General features: G+C 51.7%; 23 protein-coding genes. 14 read left to right on the plus strand and 9 right to left on the minus strand.

Annotated features, from left to right (window positions below; all coding sequences use genetic code 11):
- Nucleotides 1-166: 166 nt before the first annotated feature.
- The 7 genes from mdtH to G163CM_RS08340 all read left to right on the plus strand — a co-directional run bounded on the left by mdtH (nucleotide 167) and on the right by G163CM_RS08340 (nucleotide 5,629).
- The gene (gene mdtH, locus G163CM_RS08310) at nucleotides 167-1,375 is read left to right on the plus strand and encodes a multidrug efflux MFS transporter MdtH (protein ID WP_231827678.1); all 1,209 of its coding nucleotides are present in this window, start codon (nucleotides 167-169) and stop codon (nucleotides 1,373-1,375) included.
- A gap of 171 nt (nucleotides 1,376-1,546) precedes the next feature.
- Nucleotides 1,547-2,107 (plus strand): lipoprotein, encoded by a 561-nt coding sequence (locus G163CM_RS08315; RefSeq protein ID WP_149464674.1) that lies wholly within the window; start codon nucleotides 1,547-1,549, stop codon nucleotides 2,105-2,107.
- Between the two features lie 146 nt (nucleotides 2,108-2,253).
- Nucleotides 2,254-3,300 (plus strand): dihydroorotase, encoded by a 1,047-nt coding sequence (gene pyrC / locus G163CM_RS08320; protein ID WP_149464673.1) that lies wholly within the window; start codon nucleotides 2,254-2,256, stop codon nucleotides 3,298-3,300.
- A gap of 71 nt (nucleotides 3,301-3,371) precedes the next feature.
- On the plus strand, nucleotides 3,372-3,617 hold the full coding sequence (gene dinI, locus G163CM_RS08325; RefSeq protein ID WP_231827679.1) for a DNA damage-inducible protein I: 246 nt from the start codon (nucleotides 3,372-3,374) through the stop codon (nucleotides 3,615-3,617).
- Nucleotides 3,618-3,891: 274 nt separating this feature from the next.
- Nucleotides 3,892-4,146 carry a biofilm formation regulator BssS gene (gene bssS, locus G163CM_RS08330; RefSeq protein ID WP_015964888.1) on the plus strand — a complete coding sequence of 85 codons (255 nt, stop codon included), beginning with the start codon at nucleotides 3,892-3,894 and terminating at the stop codon, nucleotides 4,144-4,146.
- A 146-nt stretch (nucleotides 4,147-4,292) separates the two neighbouring features.
- Nucleotides 4,293-5,411, plus strand: a complete 1,119-nt coding sequence (solA, locus tag G163CM_RS08335; RefSeq protein ID WP_231827680.1) for an N-methyl-L-tryptophan oxidase — start codon at nucleotides 4,293-4,295, stop codon at nucleotides 5,409-5,411.
- A gap of 104 nt (nucleotides 5,412-5,515) precedes the next feature.
- Complete coding sequence (locus G163CM_RS08340; protein WP_015964890.1) at nucleotides 5,516-5,629, plus strand: DUF2770 family protein; 114 nt, start codon at nucleotides 5,516-5,518, stop codon at nucleotides 5,627-5,629.
- Here the strand turns inward: G163CM_RS08340 and trhO are convergent, their stop codons facing one another.
- Nucleotides 5,630-6,679: an oxygen-dependent tRNA uridine(34) hydroxylase TrhO gene (gene trhO, locus G163CM_RS08345; RefSeq protein ID WP_015964891.1), complete on the minus strand. Its 1,050-nt coding sequence runs from the start codon at nucleotides 6,677-6,679 to the stop codon at nucleotides 5,630-5,632. It lies immediately after the preceding gene.
- A gap of 222 nt (nucleotides 6,680-6,901) precedes the next feature.
- Here trhO and G163CM_RS08350 point away from each other — a divergent pair, with 222 nt between their 5' ends.
- The 3 genes from G163CM_RS08350 (at nucleotide 6,902) to G163CM_RS08360 (ending at nucleotide 9,662) form a co-directional block, all read left to right on the plus strand.
- Entirely contained in the window at nucleotides 6,902-7,822 is a 921-nt protein-coding gene (locus tag G163CM_RS08350) for a Kdo(2)-lipid IV(A) acyltransferase (RefSeq protein ID WP_231827681.1), read from the plus strand.
- 117 nt (nucleotides 7,823-7,939) lie between these two features.
- Nucleotides 7,940-9,166 (plus strand): multidrug efflux MFS transporter MdtG, encoded by a 1,227-nt coding sequence (gene mdtG, locus G163CM_RS08355; protein ID WP_231827682.1) that lies wholly within the window; start codon nucleotides 7,940-7,942, stop codon nucleotides 9,164-9,166.
- Between the two features lie 121 nt (nucleotides 9,167-9,287).
- Nucleotides 9,288-9,662, plus strand: coding sequence for a MysB family protein (locus G163CM_RS08360; RefSeq protein ID WP_231827683.1), 375 nt, complete (start codon nucleotides 9,288-9,290; stop codon nucleotides 9,660-9,662).
- Here the strand turns inward: G163CM_RS08360 and G163CM_RS08365 are convergent, their stop codons facing one another.
- The 3 genes from G163CM_RS08365 to mdoG form a co-directional block, all read right to left on the minus strand.
- On the minus strand, nucleotides 9,663-9,890 hold the full coding sequence (locus G163CM_RS08365) for a YceK/YidQ family lipoprotein (RefSeq protein WP_015964895.1): 228 nt from the start codon (nucleotides 9,888-9,890) through the stop codon (nucleotides 9,663-9,665).
- A gap of 65 nt (nucleotides 9,891-9,955) precedes the next feature.
- Nucleotides 9,956-12,484, minus strand: coding sequence for a glucans biosynthesis glucosyltransferase MdoH (gene mdoH, locus G163CM_RS08370; RefSeq protein WP_231827684.1), 2,529 nt, complete (start codon nucleotides 12,482-12,484; stop codon nucleotides 9,956-9,958).
- A complete protein-coding gene (gene mdoG / locus G163CM_RS08375; protein ID WP_231827685.1) occupies nucleotides 12,477-14,030 on the minus strand; it encodes a glucans biosynthesis protein MdoG in 1,554 nt (517 codons plus the stop codon). Before mdoG ends, mdoH begins: the two co-directional genes overlap by 8 nt.
- 252 nt (nucleotides 14,031-14,282) lie before the next feature.
- Here mdoG and mdoC point away from each other — a divergent pair, with 252 nt between their 5' ends.
- A complete protein-coding gene (gene mdoC, locus G163CM_RS08380; protein ID WP_231827686.1) occupies nucleotides 14,283-15,434 on the plus strand; it encodes a glucans biosynthesis protein MdoC in 1,152 nt (383 codons plus the stop codon).
- Between the two features lie 45 nt (nucleotides 15,435-15,479).
- Here mdoC and ymdB read toward each other — a convergent pair whose 3' ends face one another.
- From ymdB to csgC, 3 genes are all read right to left on the minus strand, one after another.
- Nucleotides 15,480-16,022, minus strand: a complete 543-nt coding sequence (ymdB, locus tag G163CM_RS08385; protein WP_015964899.1) for an O-acetyl-ADP-ribose deacetylase — start codon at nucleotides 16,020-16,022, stop codon at nucleotides 15,480-15,482.
- A gap of 95 nt (nucleotides 16,023-16,117) precedes the next feature.
- Nucleotides 16,118-16,492 carry a fimbrial protein gene (locus tag G163CM_RS08390; RefSeq protein WP_231827687.1) on the minus strand — a complete coding sequence of 125 codons (375 nt, stop codon included), beginning with the start codon at nucleotides 16,490-16,492 and terminating at the stop codon, nucleotides 16,118-16,120.
- A 197-nt stretch (nucleotides 16,493-16,689) separates the two neighbouring features.
- The gene (gene csgC / locus G163CM_RS08395; RefSeq protein WP_231827688.1) at nucleotides 16,690-17,022 is read right to left on the minus strand and encodes a curli assembly chaperone CsgC; all 333 of its coding nucleotides are present in this window, start codon (nucleotides 17,020-17,022) and stop codon (nucleotides 16,690-16,692) included.
- A 513-nt stretch (nucleotides 17,023-17,535) separates the two neighbouring features.
- Here csgC and csgD point away from each other — a divergent pair.
- The 3 genes from csgD (at nucleotide 17,536) to G163CM_RS08410 (ending at nucleotide 19,690) form a co-directional block, all read left to right on the plus strand.
- Entirely contained in the window at nucleotides 17,536-18,186 is a 651-nt protein-coding gene (gene csgD, locus G163CM_RS08400) for a biofilm master transcriptional regulator CsgD (protein ID WP_231827689.1), read from the plus strand.
- Nucleotides 18,187-18,191: 5 nt separating this feature from the next.
- Complete coding sequence (locus tag G163CM_RS08405; protein WP_231827690.1) at nucleotides 18,192-18,572, plus strand: CsgE family curli-type amyloid fiber assembly protein; 381 nt, start codon at nucleotides 18,192-18,194, stop codon at nucleotides 18,570-18,572.
- 164 nt (nucleotides 18,573-18,736) lie between these two features.
- A complete protein-coding gene (locus tag G163CM_RS08410) occupies nucleotides 18,737-19,690 on the plus strand; it encodes a CsgG/HfaB family protein (protein WP_231827691.1) in 954 nt (317 codons plus the stop codon).
- Between the two features lie 106 nt (nucleotides 19,691-19,796).
- Here G163CM_RS08410 and G163CM_RS08415 read toward each other — a convergent pair whose 3' ends face one another.
- On the minus strand, nucleotides 19,797-21,062 hold the full coding sequence (locus tag G163CM_RS08415; RefSeq protein WP_015964905.1) for a hypothetical protein: 1,266 nt from the start codon (nucleotides 21,060-21,062) through the stop codon (nucleotides 19,797-19,799).
- A gap of 41 nt (nucleotides 21,063-21,103) precedes the next feature.
- A complete protein-coding gene (locus G163CM_RS08420) occupies nucleotides 21,104-21,601 on the minus strand; it encodes a hypothetical protein (protein WP_231827692.1) in 498 nt (165 codons plus the stop codon).
- Nucleotides 21,602-21,896 lie beyond the last annotated feature (295 nt).

Raw genomic sequence — 21,896 nt, forward strand, 5'->3', positions numbered from 1 at the left:
GAAAACAGCAACATACCTTTTTTTAAACCCCGATCGCGATTTCGATAAACAAGCTCAATCAAAGCAGCATTTTGATAAAAAAATATTGTCGCTGGCAATATGGGAAAAGGTGAAGCGACCCGGCAGAATGGAGATGTTCATCTCTTTTTATTCCCCTGGAGGGGAAATGTCCCGCGTATCGCAGGCAAGGAGCCTGGGTAAATATTTCCTCTTAGTCGATAACATGCTGGTTGTGCTGGGCTTTTTTGTCGTCTTTCCGCTGATCTCCATTCGTTTTGTCGATCAGATGGGCTGGGCGGCATTAATGGTCGGGATTGCGCTCGGTCTGCGCCAGCTCATTCAACAAGGTCTGGGTATTTTTGGCGGCGCGATTGCGGACCGCTTTGGCGCCAAACCGATGATTGTGACCGGCATGCTGATGCGCGCGTGCGGTTTTGCCATTATGGCGGTCGCGCACGAGCCGTGGGTGCTGTGGCTCTCTTGTTTGCTTTCCGGGCTCGGCGGTACGCTGTTCGATCCGCCGCGTTCCGCACTGGTGGTGAAGCTGGTGCGTCCGGCGCATCGTGGCCGTTTTTTCTCATTATTGATGATGCAGGACAGCGCCGGAGCGGTCATCGGCGCGCTGATGGGCAGTTGGCTGCTGCAATATGACTTCCGTCTGGTGTGCAGCGCGGGTGCGGTACTGTTCATTCTGTGCGCTATCTTTAACGCCTGCTATCTTCCGGCGTGGAAACTTTCTACCGTGAGAACGCCAGTACGCGAAGGGCTTGCGCAGGTGCTGCGTGACAAGCGTTTTGTCACCTACGTGTTAACCCTCACCGGGTACTACATGCTGGCGGTACAGGTGATGCTGATGCTGCCAATCATGGTGAACGATATTGCGGGCTCACCTTCTGCCGTCAAATGGATGTACGCCATCGAAGCGGCGCTTTCACTGACCCTGCTCTACCCTATCGCACGATGGAGCGAAAAACGTTTTCGCCTTGAGCAGCGCCTGATGGCAGGTCTGCTGATCATGACGGTTTCCATGTTGCCGATTGGTCTGGCAACCTCGCTACAGCAGTTATTCACGCTGATTTGTACGTTCTACATCGGTTCGATTATTGCGGAGCCGGCGCGTGAAACGCTGAGCGCACATCTGGCAAATGCCCGCGCACGCGGCAGCTATATGGGCTTCAGCCGTCTGGGTCTGGCCTTTGGCGGCGCACTCGGCTACACCGGTGGCGGCTGGCTATTTGACAGCGGGAAAGCGCTAAATCAGCCGGAACTGCCGTGGGCGATGCTGGGGCTTATCGGCATCATCACGTTTGTCGCCTTATGGTGGCAGTTCAGTCCAAAACGCGCCGCCTCCGGTATGCTTGAACCCCGTCATTAACTCTTTTATTGCGCATCATTGCTGGCCTGCAAATCACGCAGGCCATCAGTAAAATCTCATCCTAAGAAAGAAGAGATGGCACTTTCAGTATTTTCCGCTGTCATAATCACGACTGAAAGCGCAAGCTGCCTGTGGACAGGATTACAGCACAGCATCATATTGAGGAACTTCATGAAGAAATTTTTTGTCATTGCCGCACTGATCGTTGGCGGCCTGGTGGCGGGTTGTAATCAACTGACGCAATACACAGTGAGTGAACAGGAAATTAATCAGGCACTGCAAAAGCACAATAATTTCTCGAAAGATATTGGCCTGCCCGGCGTGGCCGACGCGCACATCGTGCTGAATAATCTCACCAGCGCCATTGGCCGTGAAGAGCCGAATAAAGTCACCCTCACCGGTGACGCTAAACTGGATTTAAACTCGCTGTTTGGCAGTCAGAAAGCGACCATTGACCTGAAACTGAAAGCGTTACCGGTCTTCAACAAAGAGAAAGGTGCGATTTTCCTGCAAGAGATGGAAGTCGTCGATGCCAAAGTGACGCCGGAGAAAATGCAATCGGTGGTGCAAACTTTGGTGCCTTATCTGAACCAGTCACTGCGCAATTACTTTAATCAGCAACCGGCTTACGTGCTGAAAGAAGATGCCAGCAAAGGCGAAGCGCTGGCTAAAAAATATGCGAAAGGCATTGAGGTAAAACCAGGACAAATTATCATCCCGTTTACTGATTAACATCGTAAAAAAGACGCCCGGCGGATATTTTCGTCGGGCGTCTTTTTTTGCAGAAAGGAGTGCAAAGGAAAACGTTTACGTTTATCCTTAGTGCCCGGCAAAAAACAGCCCTAATGACTGATTTCCCACCAGGCCGGAGCACACCCATGACCGCATTACCGCAAGTTCTGAAAATTCGCCGCCCAGACGACTGGCATATCCATCTGCGTGATGGTGAGATGCTGAAAACCGTCGTGCCTTATACCAGCGAGCTCTATGGTCGTGCGATCATCATGCCAAATCTGGTACCGCCTATCACCACCGTGGAAGCGGCTATCAGTTACCGCCAGCGCATTCTGGACGCCGTTCCGGCTGGCCACGATTTTACTCCGCTGATGACCTGTTACCTCACCGACTCTCTCGATCCGAATGAAGTGGAGCGCGGTTTTCAGGAAGGCGTATTTACGGCAGCTAAGCTTTATCCGGCAAACGCAACGACCAACTCCAGCCACGGCGTCACCAGTATTGATGCCATCATGCCGGTGCTGGAGCGGATGGAAAAACTCGGAATGCCGCTGCTGGTTCACGGTGAAGTCACTCACGCCGACATCGATATTTTTGACCGCGAAGCACGCTTTATCGAGACGGTTATGGAGCCGTTGCGCCAACGTCTGCCAGGGCTGAAAGTGGTGTTTGAACACATCACCACCAAAGATGCCGCAGATTATGTGCGTGAGGGTAATGAACTGCTGGCGGCGACCATCACCCCGCAACATCTGATGTTCAACCGCAACCACATGCTGGTTGGCGGCGTGCGCCCGCATCTTTACTGCCTGCCGATCCTCAAACGTAATATCCACCAGCAGGCGCTGCGCGAACTGGTTGCCAGCGGCTTCGAGCGCGCATTCCTCGGGACTGACTCCGCGCCGCATGCGCGTCATCGCAAAGAAGCCAGCTGCGGCTGTGCAGGCTGCTTTAATGCGCCCACCGCGCTGGGTAGCTATGCCACCGTCTTTGAAGAGATGAACGCGCTACAGCACTTCGAAGCCTTCACCTCGCTAAATGGCCCACGTTTTTACGGCCTGCCGGTGAATGAATCGACCGTTGAGCTGGTACGTGAAGAGAGCCAGGTGGTTGAGAGCATTGCTCTTTCTGACGATACCCTGATCCCCTTCCTCGCCGGCGAAACCGTACGCTGGACGGTAAAAAAATAAATCGCACGCTCCCTGTTGTAAGTTTTTCGCTTTAACTGTATAAACATACAGTACACATACAGGGGGCAACCATGCGCATTGAAGTGACTATTGCTAAAACCACAACCCTCCCCGCTGGCGCGCTTGACGCTCTGGCGGGTGAACTCTCCCGACGAATTAACAATCAGTTTCCGGATAGCGGCGGCACCGTTTCGGTGCGCTACGCATCGGCAAATAACCTTTCGGTTATCGGTGGCATTAAAGAAGACAAAGACCGGATCAGCGACATTCTCCAGGAGACCTGGGAAAGCGCGGATGACTGGTTTATAACCGATTAATTTGCTCCCTCATTGTGTTCTTTGCCGGGTCGCCCCGGCTTTTTTATTTCTCGCCGCCCCGCTTCTTTTTGACCTTATTCTGATTCCATTAATAAAATCCCAGCCATAATGGTGATTTATTGCGCAACAAAACGCGTACTTTAGGAATTTGTGTTGCATTTTATTTAAAATCTCGAATATTAAGTAAGTTGTTGGTATACTGAAAAAGCTTCGAAAAAAACCTGCATTGAACCTCGAGAGTTGTTGCCTTTTAACAAAGATATAAGGGGTTATGATGGAAAAGAATAATGAAGTCATCCAGACCCATCCCCTCGTCGGATGGGACATCAGCACCGTTGATAGCTACGATGCGCTGATGCTGCGCCTGCACTACCAAGACCCCAATGAATCGAGCAAGAAAGAAGCTGAAATAGGTCAAACGCTTTGGTTGACTACCGATGTCGCTCGTCAATTTATTTCTATATTAGAGGCGGGCATCGCCAAAATTGAATCCGGCGATTACCAGGCGAATGAGTATCGCAGGCATTAGTGCTGATACGAATAATTATCAAACAGGCACCTTCGGGTGCCTTCTTTATTTTCAGGCTTGTATCCATCCTCCTTGTTAATTACCCTGCTATACACACCATCCTGCATGCTGATGCGGCTTATCAAAAAACAATTCCAGGAAGCGCTATGCAATATGACTTAATCATTGTCGGCAGTGGCTCCGTCGGGGCGGCAGCCGGATACTACGCCCGTAAAGCGGGACTAAATGTCCTGATGACCGATGCCCACATGCCGCCGCATACCGAAGGCAGCCACCACGGCGACACGCGTCTGATTCGCCACGCGTATGGTGAAGGCGAAAAATATGTTCCTCTGGTGCTGCGCGCGCAGCAATTGTGGGACGCGCTGGCCGCTACCAGCGGTGAAGCGCTGTTTGAACGTAGCGGCGTGGTGAATCTTGGCCCGGCAGATTCAACCTTTCTTGCCACCGTCGCGGAGAGTGCGGAAAAATTCGGCCTTGATGTAGAGCGACTGGATGCCGCAGGCGTGATGGCCCGCTGGCCTGAAATTCAGGTGCCCGAAGACTATCAGGCCATCTTTGAGCCAGCGTCTGGCGTGCTGAAAAGCGAGCTGGCGGTAAAAACAGTGATCGCGCTGGCAAAGGAAGCGGGTTGCGCGCAGCTCTTCAATTGCCCCGTCACCGGGATTGAACATCACGCTAACGGAGTCGCGATAGAAACGTCAGAAGGCCGCTTTGAAGGGAAAAAACTGCTGCTCAGCGCCGGTACCTGGGTTAAGCAACTCTACCCGCAATTGCCAATACAACCGGTTCGGAAAGTGTTTGCCTGGTTCCAGGCCGACGGGCGTTACAGCCGCAAAAATAACTTCCCGGCGTTTACGGGTGAATTGCCTAACGGCGACCAGTTCTACGGTTTCCCGGCAGTTGAGAATGAACTTAAAATCGGCAAGCATAACGGCGGTCAGCTTATCAATACGCCGCAAGGACGCAAACCGTTCGGTACCGTCGCCACCGATGGCTCTGAGGCGTTCAGCTTCCTGCGTAATATTCTGCCCGGTATTGGCGGCTGTTTGCACGGCGCAGCCTGTACCTATGACAACACGCCGGATGAAGATTTTATTATCGATACGCTGCCCGGTCAGCCAAATACCTTGCTGATTGGCGGGTTGAGCGGCCATGGGTTCAAGTTCGCGACCGTGCTGGGTGAAATTGCCACACGATTCGCGCAGTCACAGCCAGAAACCTTTAACCTGGCGCCCTTCTCGCTTTCCCGTTTTGACGATTAATTGGTGCGGTTTGCCTGATGGCGCTGCGCTTATCAGGCCTACACACGAAAGCACCTGACAAAAACACAGGCACATACGATGATGTGCCTTTAAAGAGAACAACAATGCAGCGTCTATATCACTACCTGGTCAACAACCTGCGCGAACACTTTATGATTTACGTCGCGCTCTGTCTGCTGCTGGCCCTGATCGATCTAATCTGGATTTTCTTCGCCTGATCACTGAGGATCAGGAATACCCAGTTTAGTATTCAGCCGCCCGCGTGATTTATTGAAAATCTTGTTGCCATTTTCACGTCCGGCGCGGCGTTTACGCTGCTCTTCTTCCGGCAGTTTGTGCTCTTCCTGGCAGGCTTCGCTACAGCAGCCGTCATATTTCTCTGCGCAGGTCGGGCACTGAATGAAGAGCAGATGGCAGCCGTCGTTCAGACAATTGGTGTGACTATCGCAAGCCGTCCCGCACTGGTGACAGTGGGCAATCACCTCATCGGAAATACGCTCCCCCATCCGCTCGTCAAAAACAAAGTTCTTGCCGATAAAGCGCACCGGTAGTCCCTGCTCACGCGCGCGGCGGGCATATTCAATAATGCCGCCCTCAATATGCCACACCTGCTTAAACCCGTTGTGTTTCATCCAGGCGCTCGCTTTTTCGCAGCGAATTCCCCCGGTGCAGTACATCACAATCTTCTTGTCTTTATGTTCCTGCATCATCTCGACGGCTTTCGGTAGCTGATCGCGGAACGTATCTGCCGGGATCTCCATGGCGCGTTCGAAATGGCCGACTTCATACTCATAGTGGTTGCGCATATCGATGAACACCGCATCCGGGTCGTCCAGCATTGCGTTCACTTCCGCCGCTTTTAAGTAAGCGCCGACATCGTTCGCATCAAACGAGGGATCATCAATGCCGTCCGCCACAATGCGGTCGCGGACTTTCATGCGTAGCACCCAGAACGATTTGCCGTCGTCATCCAGCGCGATGTTAAAGCGCAGCCCGTCCAGCGCAGGGTCAAAACCGTACAAAAGCTCACGCAGTGCATCGACATTGCTTGCAGGAACGCTAATCTGCGCGTTGATCCCTTCATGGGCCAGATAGATGCGACCAAACACTTTCAGTTCGGAAAGTGCGAGGTAAAGGGCATCACGGGTCGCTTTCGGGTTAACGATGGTGAAATACTTATAGAATGAGATTGTCGTACGCGGCTCGGTTTCAGCGAGCATCTGCGCCTTCAATGTCTCATTCGATATGCGGTTATGTAACACTGGCATGGTGCTCTAATCCTGCAAAAGGGAATGAAATGTATAGATCGGGCGGATGATATAGCAATCATCGACAATTTACATCCACACATTTTGCGCTACATTTGTTTCTCCATCAAAACACAGAATGAAACATTTGCACGAATTATCGACACTCGTACTCTGGTCAGGTTTGGCTGGCGGGAAAATAGTGCGACAATAGCGGAAGTGGCTCGATAAAACAGGAAAGACATGACCCAGTTACCCAAATTTACCGCGGCGTTGCTGCATCCACGTTACTGGCTAACCTGGCTGGGAATTGGCCTGCTGTGGCTGATCGTACAGTTACCCTACCCCATCATTTATCGTCTCGGCAATGCCATTGGTCGCGTGGCGCTGCGTTTTATGAAACGGCGATCCCAAATTGCTTATCGCAATCTCGAATTATGTTTCCCGCAAATGAGTGAAGCCGAGCGTCATCAACATGTGGTGAAGAATTTCGAATCGGTCGGTATGGGCCTGATGGAAACCGGGATGGCGTGGTTCTGGCCCGATCGCCGTATCGATCGCTGGACGGATGCCAGCGGTCTGGAGCATATCTCCGCCATGCAGGAACAGAAACGCGGTATTTTGCTGATCGGTATTCACTTTCTCACGCTCGAAATGGGTGCTCGAATGTTCGGTTTCTTCAACCCGGGCATCGGCGTCTATCGCCCGAATGACAACCCGGTTATCGATTTACTGCAAACCTGGGGGCGGATGCGCTCCAATAAATCGATGATTGACCGGAAAGATTTGAAAGGCATGATCCGTGCACTGAAAAACGGCGAAATCGTCTGGTATGCACCAGACCACGACTACGGCCCGCGCGCCAGCGTCTTTGCGCCGTTGTTTGCCGTTGAGCAAGCCGCTACCACGTCAGGCACCTGGATGCTGGCACGCATGTCGAAAGCCAGTATTGTGCCCTTTGTGCCGCGCCGCAAACCCGACGGCAAAGGCTACGAGTTGATTATCCTTGAGCCGGAACTCTCCCCGCCGCTGGATGATGCAGAAACCACGGCCGCCTGGATGAACAAGATCGTCGAGAAGTGCATCATGATGGCCCCGGAGCAGTATATGTGGCTACACCGCCGCTTCAAGACGCGCCCGAAAGGGATGCCTTCCCGCTACTGAACGTTAGCGCAGCCTTCACGGCTGCGCTGATGCCTGGCATTGCAGTAACAATCACACGAGCGCATAATTAGCAGGCTTATTGAATTATCTGTTCCCCCTGCTCACTTTTGGAATTTTATGCCTGCTTCTGATGTTGATGCTCCCATAAACTGGAAACGTAATCTAACCATCGCCTGGCTTGGCTGCTTTCTGACCGGCGCGGCATTCAGCCTGGTGATGCCTTTTCTTCCTCTGTACGTCGAGCAACTTGGCGTGACCGGCCACAGTGAACTTAATCTGTGGTCAGGGATTGTCTTCAGTATTACGTTCCTGTTTTCCGCCATTGCTTCGCCCTTCTGGGGCGGTCTGGCCGATCGAAAAGGCCGAAAAATCATGCTGCTGCGCTCGGCGCTGGGAATGGCTATCGTCATGCTGCTGATGGGTCTGGCGCAGAATATCTGGCAATTTTTAGTGCTGCGCGCGCTGCTGGGTGTGCTGGGCGGTTTTGTGCCCAATGCCAATGCGCTGATTGCCACCCAGGTACCACGAAATAAAAGCGGCTGGGCGTTGGGGACACTCTCAACGGGTGGCGTCAGCGGTGCGCTCCTCGGGCCGCTGGCAGGCGGTTTGCTGGCGGATAGCTACGGTTTACGACCCGTCTTTTTCATTACCGCCACGGTGCTGTTCCTGTGCTTTGTATTGACCTTGCTGCTGATTCGCGAACAGTTCACCCCGGTAAATAAAAAAGAGATGCTTCACGCCCGTGAGGTAATAAGCTCGCTGAAGAACCCCAAACTGGTGCTCAGCCTGTTTGTCACCACCCTGATTATTCAGGTCGCCACCGGCTCTATTGCGCCGATCCTGACGCTTTACGTGCGCGATCTCGCAGGCAACGTCAGCAACATTGCGTTTATCAGCGGGATGATTGCCTCCGTACCCGGCGTCGCCGCGCTGCTGAGCGCGCCAAGGCTTGGCAAACTGGGCGACAGAATTGGCCCGGAAAAGATTCTTATCACCGCGCTGATCCTCTCCGTGCTGCTGTTGATCCCCATGTCTTTTGTACAAAACCCGTTGCAGCTTGGCATCCTGCGTTTTCTGCTCGGCGCCGCCGATGGCGCCCTGCTGCCCGCGGTGCAAACGCTGCTGGTGTATAACGCCAGCAACCAGATTGCCGGGCGGGTGTTCAGCTATAACCAGTCGTTTCGCGATATTGGCAACGTGACCGGACCACTGATTGGCTCGGCGGTGTCGGCGAGCTACGGTTTTCGCGCGGTCTTCTGCATTACCGCCGCGGTGGTGTTGTGCAATGCGATCTATACCGGCTTTAGCCTGCGTCGTCGCACCCCGGCTAAGACAGTCAGGTGATTTTCAGCCATTTTTTCTTGCCCGTTCCAATCTTAAGCTATTCTTTCCCTGAATATACCCGGAATGTTGCCCGTCTCAACGGGCAACTCCTGAGTCCACGTCAAATCGCAGGGAGAATAAGATGACTATGTATGCCACGCTTGAAGAAGCTATTGACGCGGCGCGAGAAGAGTTCCTCGCCGATAACCCCTCCATTGAAGAGAGCGATGCGGATGTTCAGCAGTTGAATATCCAGAAGTACGTTTTGCAGGATGGCGACATCATGTGGCAGGCAGAATTCTTTGCCGACGACAGCGAAGAAGGCGAGTGCCTGCCGGTGCTGAGTGGGGAAGCGGCCCAGAGCGTCTTTGACGGCGATTATGACGAAATTGAGCTACGCCAGGAGTGGCTGGAAGAGAATACGCTGCATGAATGGGATGAGGGCGAATTTCAGCTCGAACCCTCGCTGGATACCGAGGAGGGCCAGGCTGCGGCAGATGAGTGGGATGAGCGCTGATTATTCGTAAGGGCCGTGGCTGGCGTCGATAGGCAACAGGAGCGTATCGAAGATCAGCGAAAATGGCAGGTCAATTATCGTCAGCCAACGCCACGCGGAATCACGCAGGTCCCACTGCACGCCTGGATAGTATTGGTTTCCGTGTCCCTGGCCGGGAATGGTGCGGCTGATAACGCTGCCGCATCCGCTCAGTAACAGCGTCATGGCGATAACCAGTACGAATTTCATGCAACACCTCAACGTCAGACAAAAAAATACCGGCTGTAACGCCGGTATTTTCGTATTTTTACGGCTTATTTTGCTTTCATCGCCAGCGGGTTAATCGCCAGTTTCGAATACTCATCCACCCAGGATGTGTATTTCTCAGGCGCAGCCCATACGCGATAGTGCATACGCGCCATGGTAACCGGGTCACTCAGCAACACTAAACGACGGTCGCGGTTAAGTTTGTCCGGCGTTTCGTTCAGCGCCTGCTCAACGTGGCGGTCGCGCGCAATCTCCAGTACATGGCTGGCACGGTGACGTGCGGTTGCCATGGCGGTCGCCAGCGCGTTATATGACGGGTTAAACACCGCGTGCATAAAGCCATCTTCCAGCGTGCGATTGCGATTCAGTTGCAGGTAAGCATCCGTATCCGCCAGCACTTTCGGCGTGTTGTACTCTTCCGGGATCAGGAACAGTTTCCAGCGCTTGGTGCGCAGGCCGATCGTTGAACGGCTCGAAATCACCGAGACGAACGGCGAAAGGATCAGCGAGAAGACGATCGGCGCCAGCCAGAACAGGAAACGCAGATCCAGCCATGCCATACCAACCGCCCACACCAGCCCCAGCAGCAGCTGAGAGCCGTGACGCATAAACGCTTCGCCCCACGGGGTAGAGTCATCATCACGCTGCGGCGAGTTCCAGACCACTTCCCAGCCAAGGAACGCGCTGACCACGAACACGGTGTGGAACAGCATACGCACCGGTGCCAGCAGCACGGAGAACAGCACTTCCAGCAGCAGAGAAATCGTCACGCGGATAAAGCCGCCGTACTCTTTCGGCCCCTTACACCACACCAGAATAATACTGAGCAGTTTCGGCAGGAACAGCAGCACCATGGTTGACGCAAACAGCGCAATCGCCAGTTCAGGACGCCACTGCGGCCACACCGGGAACAGCTGGCGGGGTTGCAGGAAGTACTGCGGCTCGGTGAGCGCGTGCACCACCTGAAGCGCCGTTGACAACGCCAGGAACAGGAACCACAGCGGCGCAGAAAGGTAAGACATTACGCCGGTCAGGAACACCGCACGGTGAACCGGGTGCATCCCTTTCACCAGGAACAGGCGGAAGTTCATCAGGTTACCCTGACACCAGCGACGGTCACGCTTCAGCTCATCGAGCAGGTTCGGCGGCAGTTCTTCATAGGAGCCCGGCAGGTCATAGGCAATCCACACGCCCCACCCTGCACGACGCATCAGCGCGGCTTCCACAAAGTCGTGCGACAGAATCGACCCGGCAAAGTTACCGTCACCCGGCAGCGGCGCTAACGCACAGTGCTCGATAAACGGTTTCACGCGGATGATAGCGTTATGCCCCCAGTAGTGGGATTCCCCCAACTGCCAGAAGTGAAGACCGGCGGTAAACAGCGGGCCATAGACGCGTGTGGCGAACTGCTGACAACGGGCATACAGCGTGTCCATACCGGACGCGCGCGGTGAAGACTGGATGATCCCGGCGTTCGGGTTCGCTTCCATCAGGCGCACGAGGTTGGTCAGGCACTCACCCGACATCACCGAGTCGGCATCCAGCACCACCATGTAGCTGTATTCGCTACCCCAGCGGCGGCAGAAGTCATCGATGTTACCGCTTTTACGCTTCACACGACGACGACGACGACGGTAGAAGATCTGCCCTTCGCCCTGCACTTCGGCAATCAGCTCCATCCACGCTTTCTGTTCAGCAACGCAGATATCCGGGTTGTAGCTGTCGCTCAGAATGTACACATCGAAGTGTTTCTGCTGACCGGTGGCTTTCACGGATTCCCAGGTCGCGCGCAGGCCCGCGAAGACGCGATCGACGTCCTCGTTACAGATAGGCATGATAAGCGCGGTGCGATGTTCCGGGTTCAGCGCTTCATCGCCCACCGTGGACGCGGAAATACTGTATTTATCCCGGCCAATCAGCAGTTGCAGGAAGCCCATCAGCGCGGTCCAGAAACCGGCAGAGACCCAACAGAACAGCACGGCAAACAACACCAGGATGCCACTTTGCAGCAGATACGGCAGCAGCTGCATAAAGGAGACCCACAGGTCCTGGCCAACCATATCAATCGGGTTAATAAATGCCCAGCCCTGATACGGCAGGATGGTTTTCATGTACCAGGTCGCCACCACCGTCTGCGCCAGCGTCAGGATAAGCAAAATGTAACGGCGGATAGAACCCGTCGTACGCCATTTTTGCTCGTGCTCCTGCTCTTCTTTCGTCAGACGAGAGACATAGCGCGGGGTAACATCACGACCGCGCAGGCGATCCCAGAAGCGACCAATTGGGTTGGTACGCCATGGGTCCGGGAACATGGAAGAACGCTTCGCTTTCGGCATTGCCTGAAGCTGGGTGCGGCCTTCGTCATCTTTGATGAGCTGGTCACCGGCCAGAGAGTCTGGCCAGTTTTGCTCAAGACGCGCTTTCACGGATGCGAGTGGGGTATCGTCATCGCGTTCAAACGTTTGATGCTCGGTATCCAGCGCTTCGTGCACGGCACGCAGGCTGGAATCGGGCAGCGCCGATTTTTCAGCCTCCGTGAGCGACAGCGCGTCAATGTACTTCGTTGTCTTATTCATTGGCAGGCAGCTGATAGCTCCAGGTTTCACTCAGCGTTTGGTCAGCGTTGACCAACGCCGCGCGCATTTCAGTGGTTTTCTTCGGATCTTTCACTTTAACGCGCAACGTCAAGCGCCAGCCTTTAGTGACCGGGTTATAACGTACGCTGTTTTCAACGATTTCACCGTTGTCGCCAATGCTGGCTTGTGAAGTAACAGGCGTATCCTGCGGCAGTTTTTTCATGTCCGCGCCGGTGAAATCAACCACGAAGGCCAGCGTACCGTCGGGTTGACGAATCAGGTTGGACTGTTTCACATCACCGGTAGAACGACGCGTCTGCACGACATACGCGCTATCCGGCGCATGCAGTTTGTCTTCGTCACGGCTGAAGGTGATGCTGTATTTGTAGTTCATCTCTTTACCGGCTTCCGGGAGTTGGTCCGGCGTCCAGTAAGCGACGATGTTATCGTTGGTTTCATCGTTGGTCGGAATTTCAACCAGTTCAACGGTGCCTTTGCCCCAGTCACCTTTCGGGGTGATCCAGGCGCTTGGGCGCAGGTCATAACGATCGTCGAGATCTTCAAAGCGGGAGAACTGACGTCCACGTTGCAGCAGGCCAAAGCCCTGTGGATTTTCAGTCGCATAGCTGCTGACGGCCAGATGTTTCGGGTTATTCAGCGGACGCCAGATCCACTCACCGTTGCCCGCGTGAATAGACAGACCGTTAGAGTCATGCAGTTCCGGGCGATAGTTAGTGACCTGCGATGGCTGGTTCGGCCCGAACAGGAACATACTGGTCAGCGGCGCGACACCCAGTTTACCGACTTTGTCACGCAGATAGATTTTGGTTTGTACATCCACAACCGTGTCGCGACCCGGCATGATGGCAAAACGGTAAGCCCCGGTGGCGCGCGGAGAATCCAGCAGTGCGTAGATGGTCAGGCGTTTGTCGGTGGCTTTCGGACGCTCGATCCAGTATTCACGGAAACGCGGGAATTCTTCACCGGACGGTAAAGCGGTGTCGATAGCAAGACCACGTGCGGATAAGCCATACACCTGCCCCTGGCCCAGGACACGGAAGTAGCTGGCACCCAGCATGCTGACGATTTCGTCGTTTTTGCCTTTGCTGTTAATAGGATAAAGCACTTTAAAACCGGCAAAGCCCAGGTCTTTTACGGTGTCTTTATCGTGTTGTACATCACCGAAGTTAAAGTAGTCCGGGTTGTATTTAATTTTGCGTACGGACGTAGCGGTAACTTCGTTAATGGTAACCGGCGTGTCGAAGTACATACCCTGGTGGTAGAACTCGAGCTTAAATGGGGTCTTAACGTTGCTCCAGTAGGCCTTATCATGGTTGAACTGAATCTGTTGGTAGTCCGCGTATTTCATCTCGCGGAATACGGAAGGCAGGTTGCTCTTCGGCGCTTCATAGCTCTTCCCGGCCAGTGATTTCGCCTGCTTTGCAACGTCATCAATGCTAAACGCCCATGCAGATGAAGTACACAGGGACAACATTACGGCAGCGCCAATCCAGCGCATTTTCATCATCTGTGGTTTATTGTTCATATAGCTAAGCACTTCCCCCTTTGTGTGCTTAAATCGATCCGATCCATTTTACTGGAAACTCAAGCAATCCGACAACATAATCCCCATATTGTTCAGCATAGCGGCTCAGGGAATAAGCAACCGTTAACTGCTTTTTGCACTTTGCGTGCTTATCCTGGAGACAGGTACCCGGACTTGGTGTAGGGTTGCGTCGAATGTAAACGTTATCGCCGCGTGCGATAAGACGAATAGTCTGAGAATTTAGCTAACTCTATGAATAATGTACCTGCACAGCGCGAGTATTTCCTTGATTCCATCCGCGCATGGCTGATGCTTCTGGGTATCCCTTTTCACATTTCTCTGATTTACTCCAGCCACACCTGGCATGTTAACAGCGTTGAACCCTCATGGTGGCTCACGCTATTTAATGATTTTATTCATGCCTTCCGCATGCAGGTGTTTTTTGTTATCTCCGGCTACTTCTCCTACATGCTATTTTTGCGTTATCCGCTGAAGAAATGGTGGAAAGTGCGCGTAGAGCGCGTCGGGATCCCCATGTTGACCGCGATCCCGCTGCTGACGCTGCCGCAGTTTCTCATGCTGCAACACGTCAAAGGCAAGACGGAAAGCTGGCACACGCTGTCGCTCTATGACAAATATAATACGCTGGTATGGGAACTGGTGTCGCATCTGTGGTTTTTATTGGTTCTTGTGGTGTTGACCACACTTGGCATCTGGGCATTCAAGGTCATTAAACGCCGTCAGACGCCAGGGTGTTTAGATAACCTGACCATGGGAAAACTGACGGTCTGGTTCCTGCTGTTGGGCGTGATGTACGCCGCAATCCGACGCACGCTGTTTATCGTTTACCCGCCAATTCTCAGTGATGGCCTGTTTAACTTTGTGGTGATGCAGACGCTGTTCTATATCCCCTTCTTCGTGCTGGGCGCGCTGGCATTTATTCACCCACGCGTGAAAGCGCTGTTTACCACCACCTCCTGGCCGTGCGTGATGGCTGCCATTGCCGGTTTCATCGCCTATCGTCTGAATCAACAATATGGTTCCGGCGATGCGTGGATGTATGAAACCGAGTCGGTGATCACTATGGTGCTGGGTCTGTGGATGGTTAATGTGGTGTTCTCGCTGGGCCACCGCCTGCTGAATTTCCAGTCTGCGCGCGTCACTTACTTCGTGAACGCCTCGCTGTTTATCTATCTGGTGCACCATCCGCTGACGCTGTTTTATGGCGCGTGGATCACGCCGAATATTAGCTCCAATATCGTGGGCTTTATTACCGGGCTGGTCTTTGTGATTGGCTGTGCGCTGGTGCTGTACGAGATCCACCTGCGTATTCCGTTACTGCGTTTCCTGTTCTCAGGTAAACCGCAGCAGAAGGTTGAAAAAGCGCAGCCTTCACGCGGCTAACGCCCAAACAAAAACGCCTGATACGTTGCGGTATCAGGCGTTTTTTTATGCGTCGACGTCGTCGCCCTGCTGGCTTAATAAACGTTTATACAGCCGGGCGTTCTCTTCGTCATAACAGACAAACCAGACTTTCTCCGGCGTGCGGTGAAACGTCAGAAAACGCTCAACCGTATGGAAAGCGATTTCTGCGGCGGCGGGTTTCGGGTAGCCGTAAACACCGGTCGAAATCGCCGGAAACGCAACGCTCTGATAGCCGTTATCCAGCGCCAGCTGCAAGCTGTTACGATAGGCCTGCTCCAGCAGCGAGGCTTCGTGCGCATCGCCGCCTTTCCATACCGGCCCGACAGTATGGATAACCGCCTTCGCCTTCAGATTACCCGCGTGGGTAATCACAGCATGACCCGGCGGGCACGTCCCTTGTTGCTGACGCACGACCGCACAGGCTTCTTCTAACGCCGGGCCTGCGGCACGGTGAATGGCACCATCAACGCCGCCACCACCCATCAGAGATGGGTTTGCCGCATTGACGATCACATCCACGTCAAGTTGGGTGATATCTCCCTGCAACACCTGAATACGTGCTGTCATGCTGACCTCCTGCCGACCACAAACCTGTTATCCGTTTCGATAATAGAGGTGGTGAGCTTACTGACAAATAATAGAAACCCTCTGCGGGGTTGCCATTATTGATACTGCACGCTTATCACAGCAAGCGTTTTCTGTTTATTCAGCCACTGCATATCCAGCGTAGCATCCTTCAGATGTTGTGTTTCTCCGTGCGAAAGCGACGTGACGGGAATCGTATTTTGATGATGATTACCGTCGCGGTAACAAGAAACTTTAACATTGCGCATCGAGGGGTCCACCGAGCATCCCCCTTCAACAATTTGCCCGCGAAAGTGAATAACGCCTCCCTGGCCTAATCGCTCGGACCCCGCCAGCGCATCAAAACTGACGGCGGGAGTTAAACAGAGTATCAACAACGCATTACCGAAAAATGCTTTCATGTAAGCCTCTTCACAAAGCCTCATCCCTGATTGTTGATTACGATGGGTCATCTGTGCATCTTTTCAGGCTAGCAGCACATGAGATGTTTTGGAGGAATCAGCAATCAGCGAATGAAATTAAATGTTGTGTTGTTCAATACGTCATTTATTTTCAGAGAGTTAAATGACCCGCTATTGGCAATTCAAACCGCGATTACCAACAGAGAAGCTATCGGCAGTGGGGGAAGATACTTTAGACAGAGAGGCATTCAGGTTTTTTGTGGGTCAAGGGTCCAGGTTTCTGTGAGATCGATATTGCGGCCATCAGACACATGAACCGTCACCACCACATTGTCGCCCGGCGAAGGTGTCAAAATTAGCGTTGCCAGCGCCTGGGGTCTGCGCGCCTGTATTACCAGCACACTTTTTTGTCGGCTTCGGCTCGACCCCGATGCGCCCTGCCGTTCGGTTTCCATACTGACTTCACACTGGCACTCTAGGGGCAGCGTCACCATGGGGATCACGGTGACCTGATCGCCCTCTCTTTTCGCGTCAAAGCTCAGCGTTCCAATAACCATTGCAGCAAGAATGAGACCGGTCATCTTAGGATTAACCTCTCTGCACTGTTTTATCGACCTGGACGAGTCACGGCGACGCGGCCCATATCCTCTATCACCATGAGTTCAATAAGAATTGTCTTAAGCTATTATTGCCAAAGGCGAAAACTCGCGAATATATTATTCATAATACAATGAAAAAGGTTAATAAAATTAATCGAAATCTATCTCACTCACGCGGGTAATGTAACTAATGCTTTTTTATTATTTTTATTAAAAACATTAGATATCATCAAGATACATATTAATACTGCTTTCAATTTTTGACATTCATCATACGAAACATCTTTAAGAAAAAAACATAACTCAAATTTACATTTTGTTACATTATAAAAACTTGTTTAATTAATTTTGCCTACCTAAATTTTAGGTTAATTCATATTTCGTAGTCCATTGGCATTGCCGCGTTTCCTGCGGTCGCCTGAGCGTGCGTGTTGCTGCTGTTTAACCTTATATTTCAACTATATAAAAATGGCATATATCTCTCTGGAGTGAACCATGAGAACGAATAAGAATCCGTCTGAGCCCAGATTTTTGTTTCTGATAACAAAACCGTCATTGCAATCAACGCTTTTGTTACAGGCACTTAAGAAGCGGTTCTATAATGAAGTGACACTTAAACATTGTGATGTCATCGACAGTTCGACGATTGAAGATGGCGATCTGCTTTTATTCGACATGATGTCCCTTGAAGAACAGACTTCGCGGCAGTGGTGCCAGGATCTGCAAAACTGCCAGAAAAAGTTTAAAACACTGCTTTTTAATATTCCGCCACATTATCATCACCGTGACATTGTCGAATGGCCGATGATTAGCGGTATATTCCATACAGAAACCGGCGAAGAAAATTTAATAGAAGGTATCAGAACCGTATGCCGGGGTGAGAAATTCTTTCCGAAGTCGATTAATGACTATCTTACACAGCAGCTAAATTTGTCCCATCCGCAGTGGAATGAAACCGTTGACCTGACACATCGCGAAAAACAGATCCTGAGCAAACTTCGACAAGGCGCCTCCAACATCGAAATTGCTCATCTGCTGTTCATCAGCGAGAACACAGTCAAAACGCATATCTACAATCTCTTTAAAAAGCTCTCGGTGAAGAACCGAACTCAGGCGGTGTTTTGGGCGAACAAATACCTACGGTGACTACGATGAAAACCGTTCCTGTATTGGCGACAGTTCTGCTTTTACATCTTGCGCCAGCCGCGGCGGCAGAACTTGAAGTACCAGGGTTGATTGTCACTCGTGCTGTTACCTCGGTGGGACAAAAGTTCTGCCGAGATTTTAGCGAGCACTGGACAGATAATAAAATTAACCTGATTATTATTGAACGCCCCAGCGCACGCTGGGGCAGTATTATGACCATTCGCTATAATCAAGATATTGTCTTCCAGACAATAGTTTCACCTGTCATGCGAAATTATGATGCGGTGATTATGCAAGCCGTCGCATCAGTACAGGAAGAAATACAAAAAAGGATTATAAATCAAGCGTTATTGCAAACTGGAGACCTTTCCTCCGACGAATACTAATTTGAAATATATTATAGAAAAATAGTCCTTTTGTGCTGTTGTAATTTACAACCCGGAAAATAGTCGTAGCGCAATTAATTATTATTAATTGTGCTCACGACTTCTTGCGTAAATATTTCACAGAGGGGTATTTAAATGTCACCATTCAGAGAGGCAAGAACAAGATGCGTATCGTTACTCTGGCAGTTGTAGCTGGACTCTTGTCTGGGTGCATTACAACACCACCACAAGAAGCCGCCAAACCTACATTACTTCCGCGTGATGCGACCTATAAAGATCTGGTTTCGCTCCCTCAGCCGCGCGGAAAAATATATGTTGCTGTCTATAATATCCAGGATGAGACGGGCCAGTTCCAGCCTTATCCGGCCAGTAACTTTTCAACATCGGTACCACAAAGCGCCACGGCAATGTTGGTTTCCTCTCTGAAAGACTCTCGCTGGTTTGTTCCTCTGGAGCGTCAGGGGTTGAATAACCTGCTTAATGAACGAAAAATTATTCGTGCCGCCCAGCAAAATGGTACCGTCGGTGATAATAACGCCAGCCCGCTTCCCTCGCTCTATTCAGCGAACGTAATTGTTGAAGGGTCGATTATTGGCTATGCCAGTAACGTGAAAACCGGTGGCTTCGGCGCGCGCTATTTTGGTATTGGCGGCAGCACCCAGTATCAATTAGATCAGGTGGCCGTTAACCTGCGTATTGTGAATGTCCATACTGGCGAAGTGCTCTCCTCGGTAAATACCAGCAAAACGATTCTCTCTTATGAAATTCAGGCAGGCGTCTTCCGCTTTATTGATTACCAGCGTCTGTTAGAAGGCGAAGCGGGCTTTACCACCAACGAGCCGGTGATGACCTGCCTGATGTCGGCCATTGAAGAAGGCGTCATCCACCTGATTAACGATGGAATCAACAAGAAACTGTGGGCGCTGAGTAATGCCGCAGACATCAACTCCGAAGTCCTGACGCGCTATCGCAAAGAGGCCGTGGAAGGCTTGCTGATGCCCGATGAACTCACGCAATCGCCGCCACCACAAACGGTTCGCCCGAACGTGCCAGCGCAACCAAATCTCCTCCCACCGCAGGCACCGCTGCCGAAAGCCGCGAGCGAAAGCAGCTCCTGATAGCGTATCTTGCCGGCTGTCTGCTCTGCGCAGCCGGTTTTGGTTCCTTTATTCCGCGCACAGAAAAGCCGCCACAAACGTGGCGGCTCATCAGGCAAAGTATCACTTAGTGTTGATTCACAATTGCTGTGTTGCCAGACCCGGTCTGTTTCACATATGCCGTGGTTGAAATGCCTGCGACGGTTTGATTGATGTTCACACTGCTGCCATTGGCGCTGGTTTGCAGAACTTTAGCGGCTGCCACCAGGGTGCCGTAGCCGCCACCGTGTTTATCATCATCGAACGATTTATCCCAGCTGCTGCCGCCACTCTGATTAATGACAACATCGCTGTCTTTGGTGCCGCTGGTCTGATCGACATCCACCAGGCCATTATTGACGTTGGTGGTCGCAGTGACAGTGTTACGACTGGTCCCGCCGCTTTGATCGATAGTCGCGATACCATTACTGCTGTTCTGTTCAAGCGTAATGGTGTTGCTGCTACCATTCTGGTTAACCGTAGCATCGTTTTTGAAGCCAAGCTGAGTCACATCCAGCACGTTGCCTCCGCTACTGTGACCACTGCCGCCTTTACGATCGTTTTTACCGTCGTAGAAGCCGCCGCCGGTTTGCGTCAGGTCTGCGGTGTTGTAGTTGCCTTTCTGTTTCAGTGTCAGGTCGTTGAAGCTACCTGACTGATTCACGGTTGCGCCGTTGCCTTGCCCATTCTGGCTAATATAGGCTTCGTTATAGTTACCGGAAAGGTTCGCGGTCAGGTCATTTTTACCTTTCTGGTAAATCACCGCTTTGTTATGCGTACCCGATTGGCCTGGACTGTAGATGTGGTTATCACTCTGATCCTGGTTAATCACCATTTGGTTATCGGAACCACTTTGGGTGAAGGTATTACCGGAAGAGCCGCCTTTCGAATCGAGTAGCCCGGTACCGATGGTGTTGTTTTTACCCCCGCTTTGGCGAATATACAACAGGCTGTCTTTTGCGGTTTGCAGGGTGCTCAGAGAGTTATTCCCCCCTTCCTGATAAATCAGCGTTGAAGAGCCTTTCGCCCCATCCTGCTCGACGTTGGCCAGATTATTGCCGCTGCCATAACCCGAGCCGCCTTTATCATCCCAACCGCCATGACCGCCGTGGCCACCATGACCACTGCCGCTTGAGCCGCCCTGGTAGATGGCGACGTGTTCACTGTTGTTACCCGCATTCGGCCCAAAGCTGGGTACTTCGCTGCCGTGAGCAGCGACTGCATCGTTCGCAAGCCCAGCGGTTGTGGTGAGTTCGGAATTACCACCGTCGGTTACCGCAGGTCCGGTATATTGCGCGAAGGCACTTCCAGAAATAACTAATGATGCGATTGCTGTCAATTTCCAGAGATTCATAGTAGTACCTATTATGTAGTTAACGTAACGGGTTAAATAAACTACCGCGTATAGCCATGGGTGACTTTTACGGTGATAGTTTTACCTACTCCAGTTTGACTTACCTTAATACCTGCCAGGTTATTTCCAACCTGAACAATTTTCGCATAATTTGAATAACCGTCCTGAGAAATAGCCGCTGCGTTCCCAGAACCTTTTTGTATTATTTCAGCATCATTACCCCAACCCGCCTGACTAATAATAGCAAGATCATTATTGCCATAAAGTTGTGTAATATCAGCCGTATGCCCTCCACCTTGTTGTTGAATAATTGCGTTAGTATTTCTACCTGTATGATATTGATCGATATCAGCCCGGAGCCCATCACCATTCTGTTTGATCCATGCGTTGGTCGCATTGCGAGGTAAGTTCAATTTATCTGGTAACGCGTAATCTTCAGCAGACAGGGAGGACAAATCAGGATGTTCATTTGAAATAGAATGTGCATAAACACCCATAGGAGTGAATGTCAGTAATGCTGCGAGGACATAGCCTCTCATAGAATACCTCCGGTCGATGTAATTAAACTATTGATTACCCCCTTGTAAAAAAACGAATATATTACTGCATCCCGGCACGTTGCCAGGCATATACAAAATTTCACATATGGTAATAAGATTATTCCCCTGCGGATATTTCGTACTCATACAAAAACAGGATTTGTCCGTTACCGTCAGAAAAAAGTACTATTTTTCTGACAAGGTATTATGCCGCAAATAAAGAATCAGATTGATTTCCCTCACTAATATTATTTTGTGCTTTGTTTATTCAGAGCGTTTACATTAGATACCGTGG

The organism is Pseudocitrobacter corydidari (assembly GCF_021172065.1).
Taxonomy (GTDB): Bacteria; Pseudomonadota; Gammaproteobacteria; order Enterobacterales; family Enterobacteriaceae; genus Pseudocitrobacter; species Pseudocitrobacter corydidari.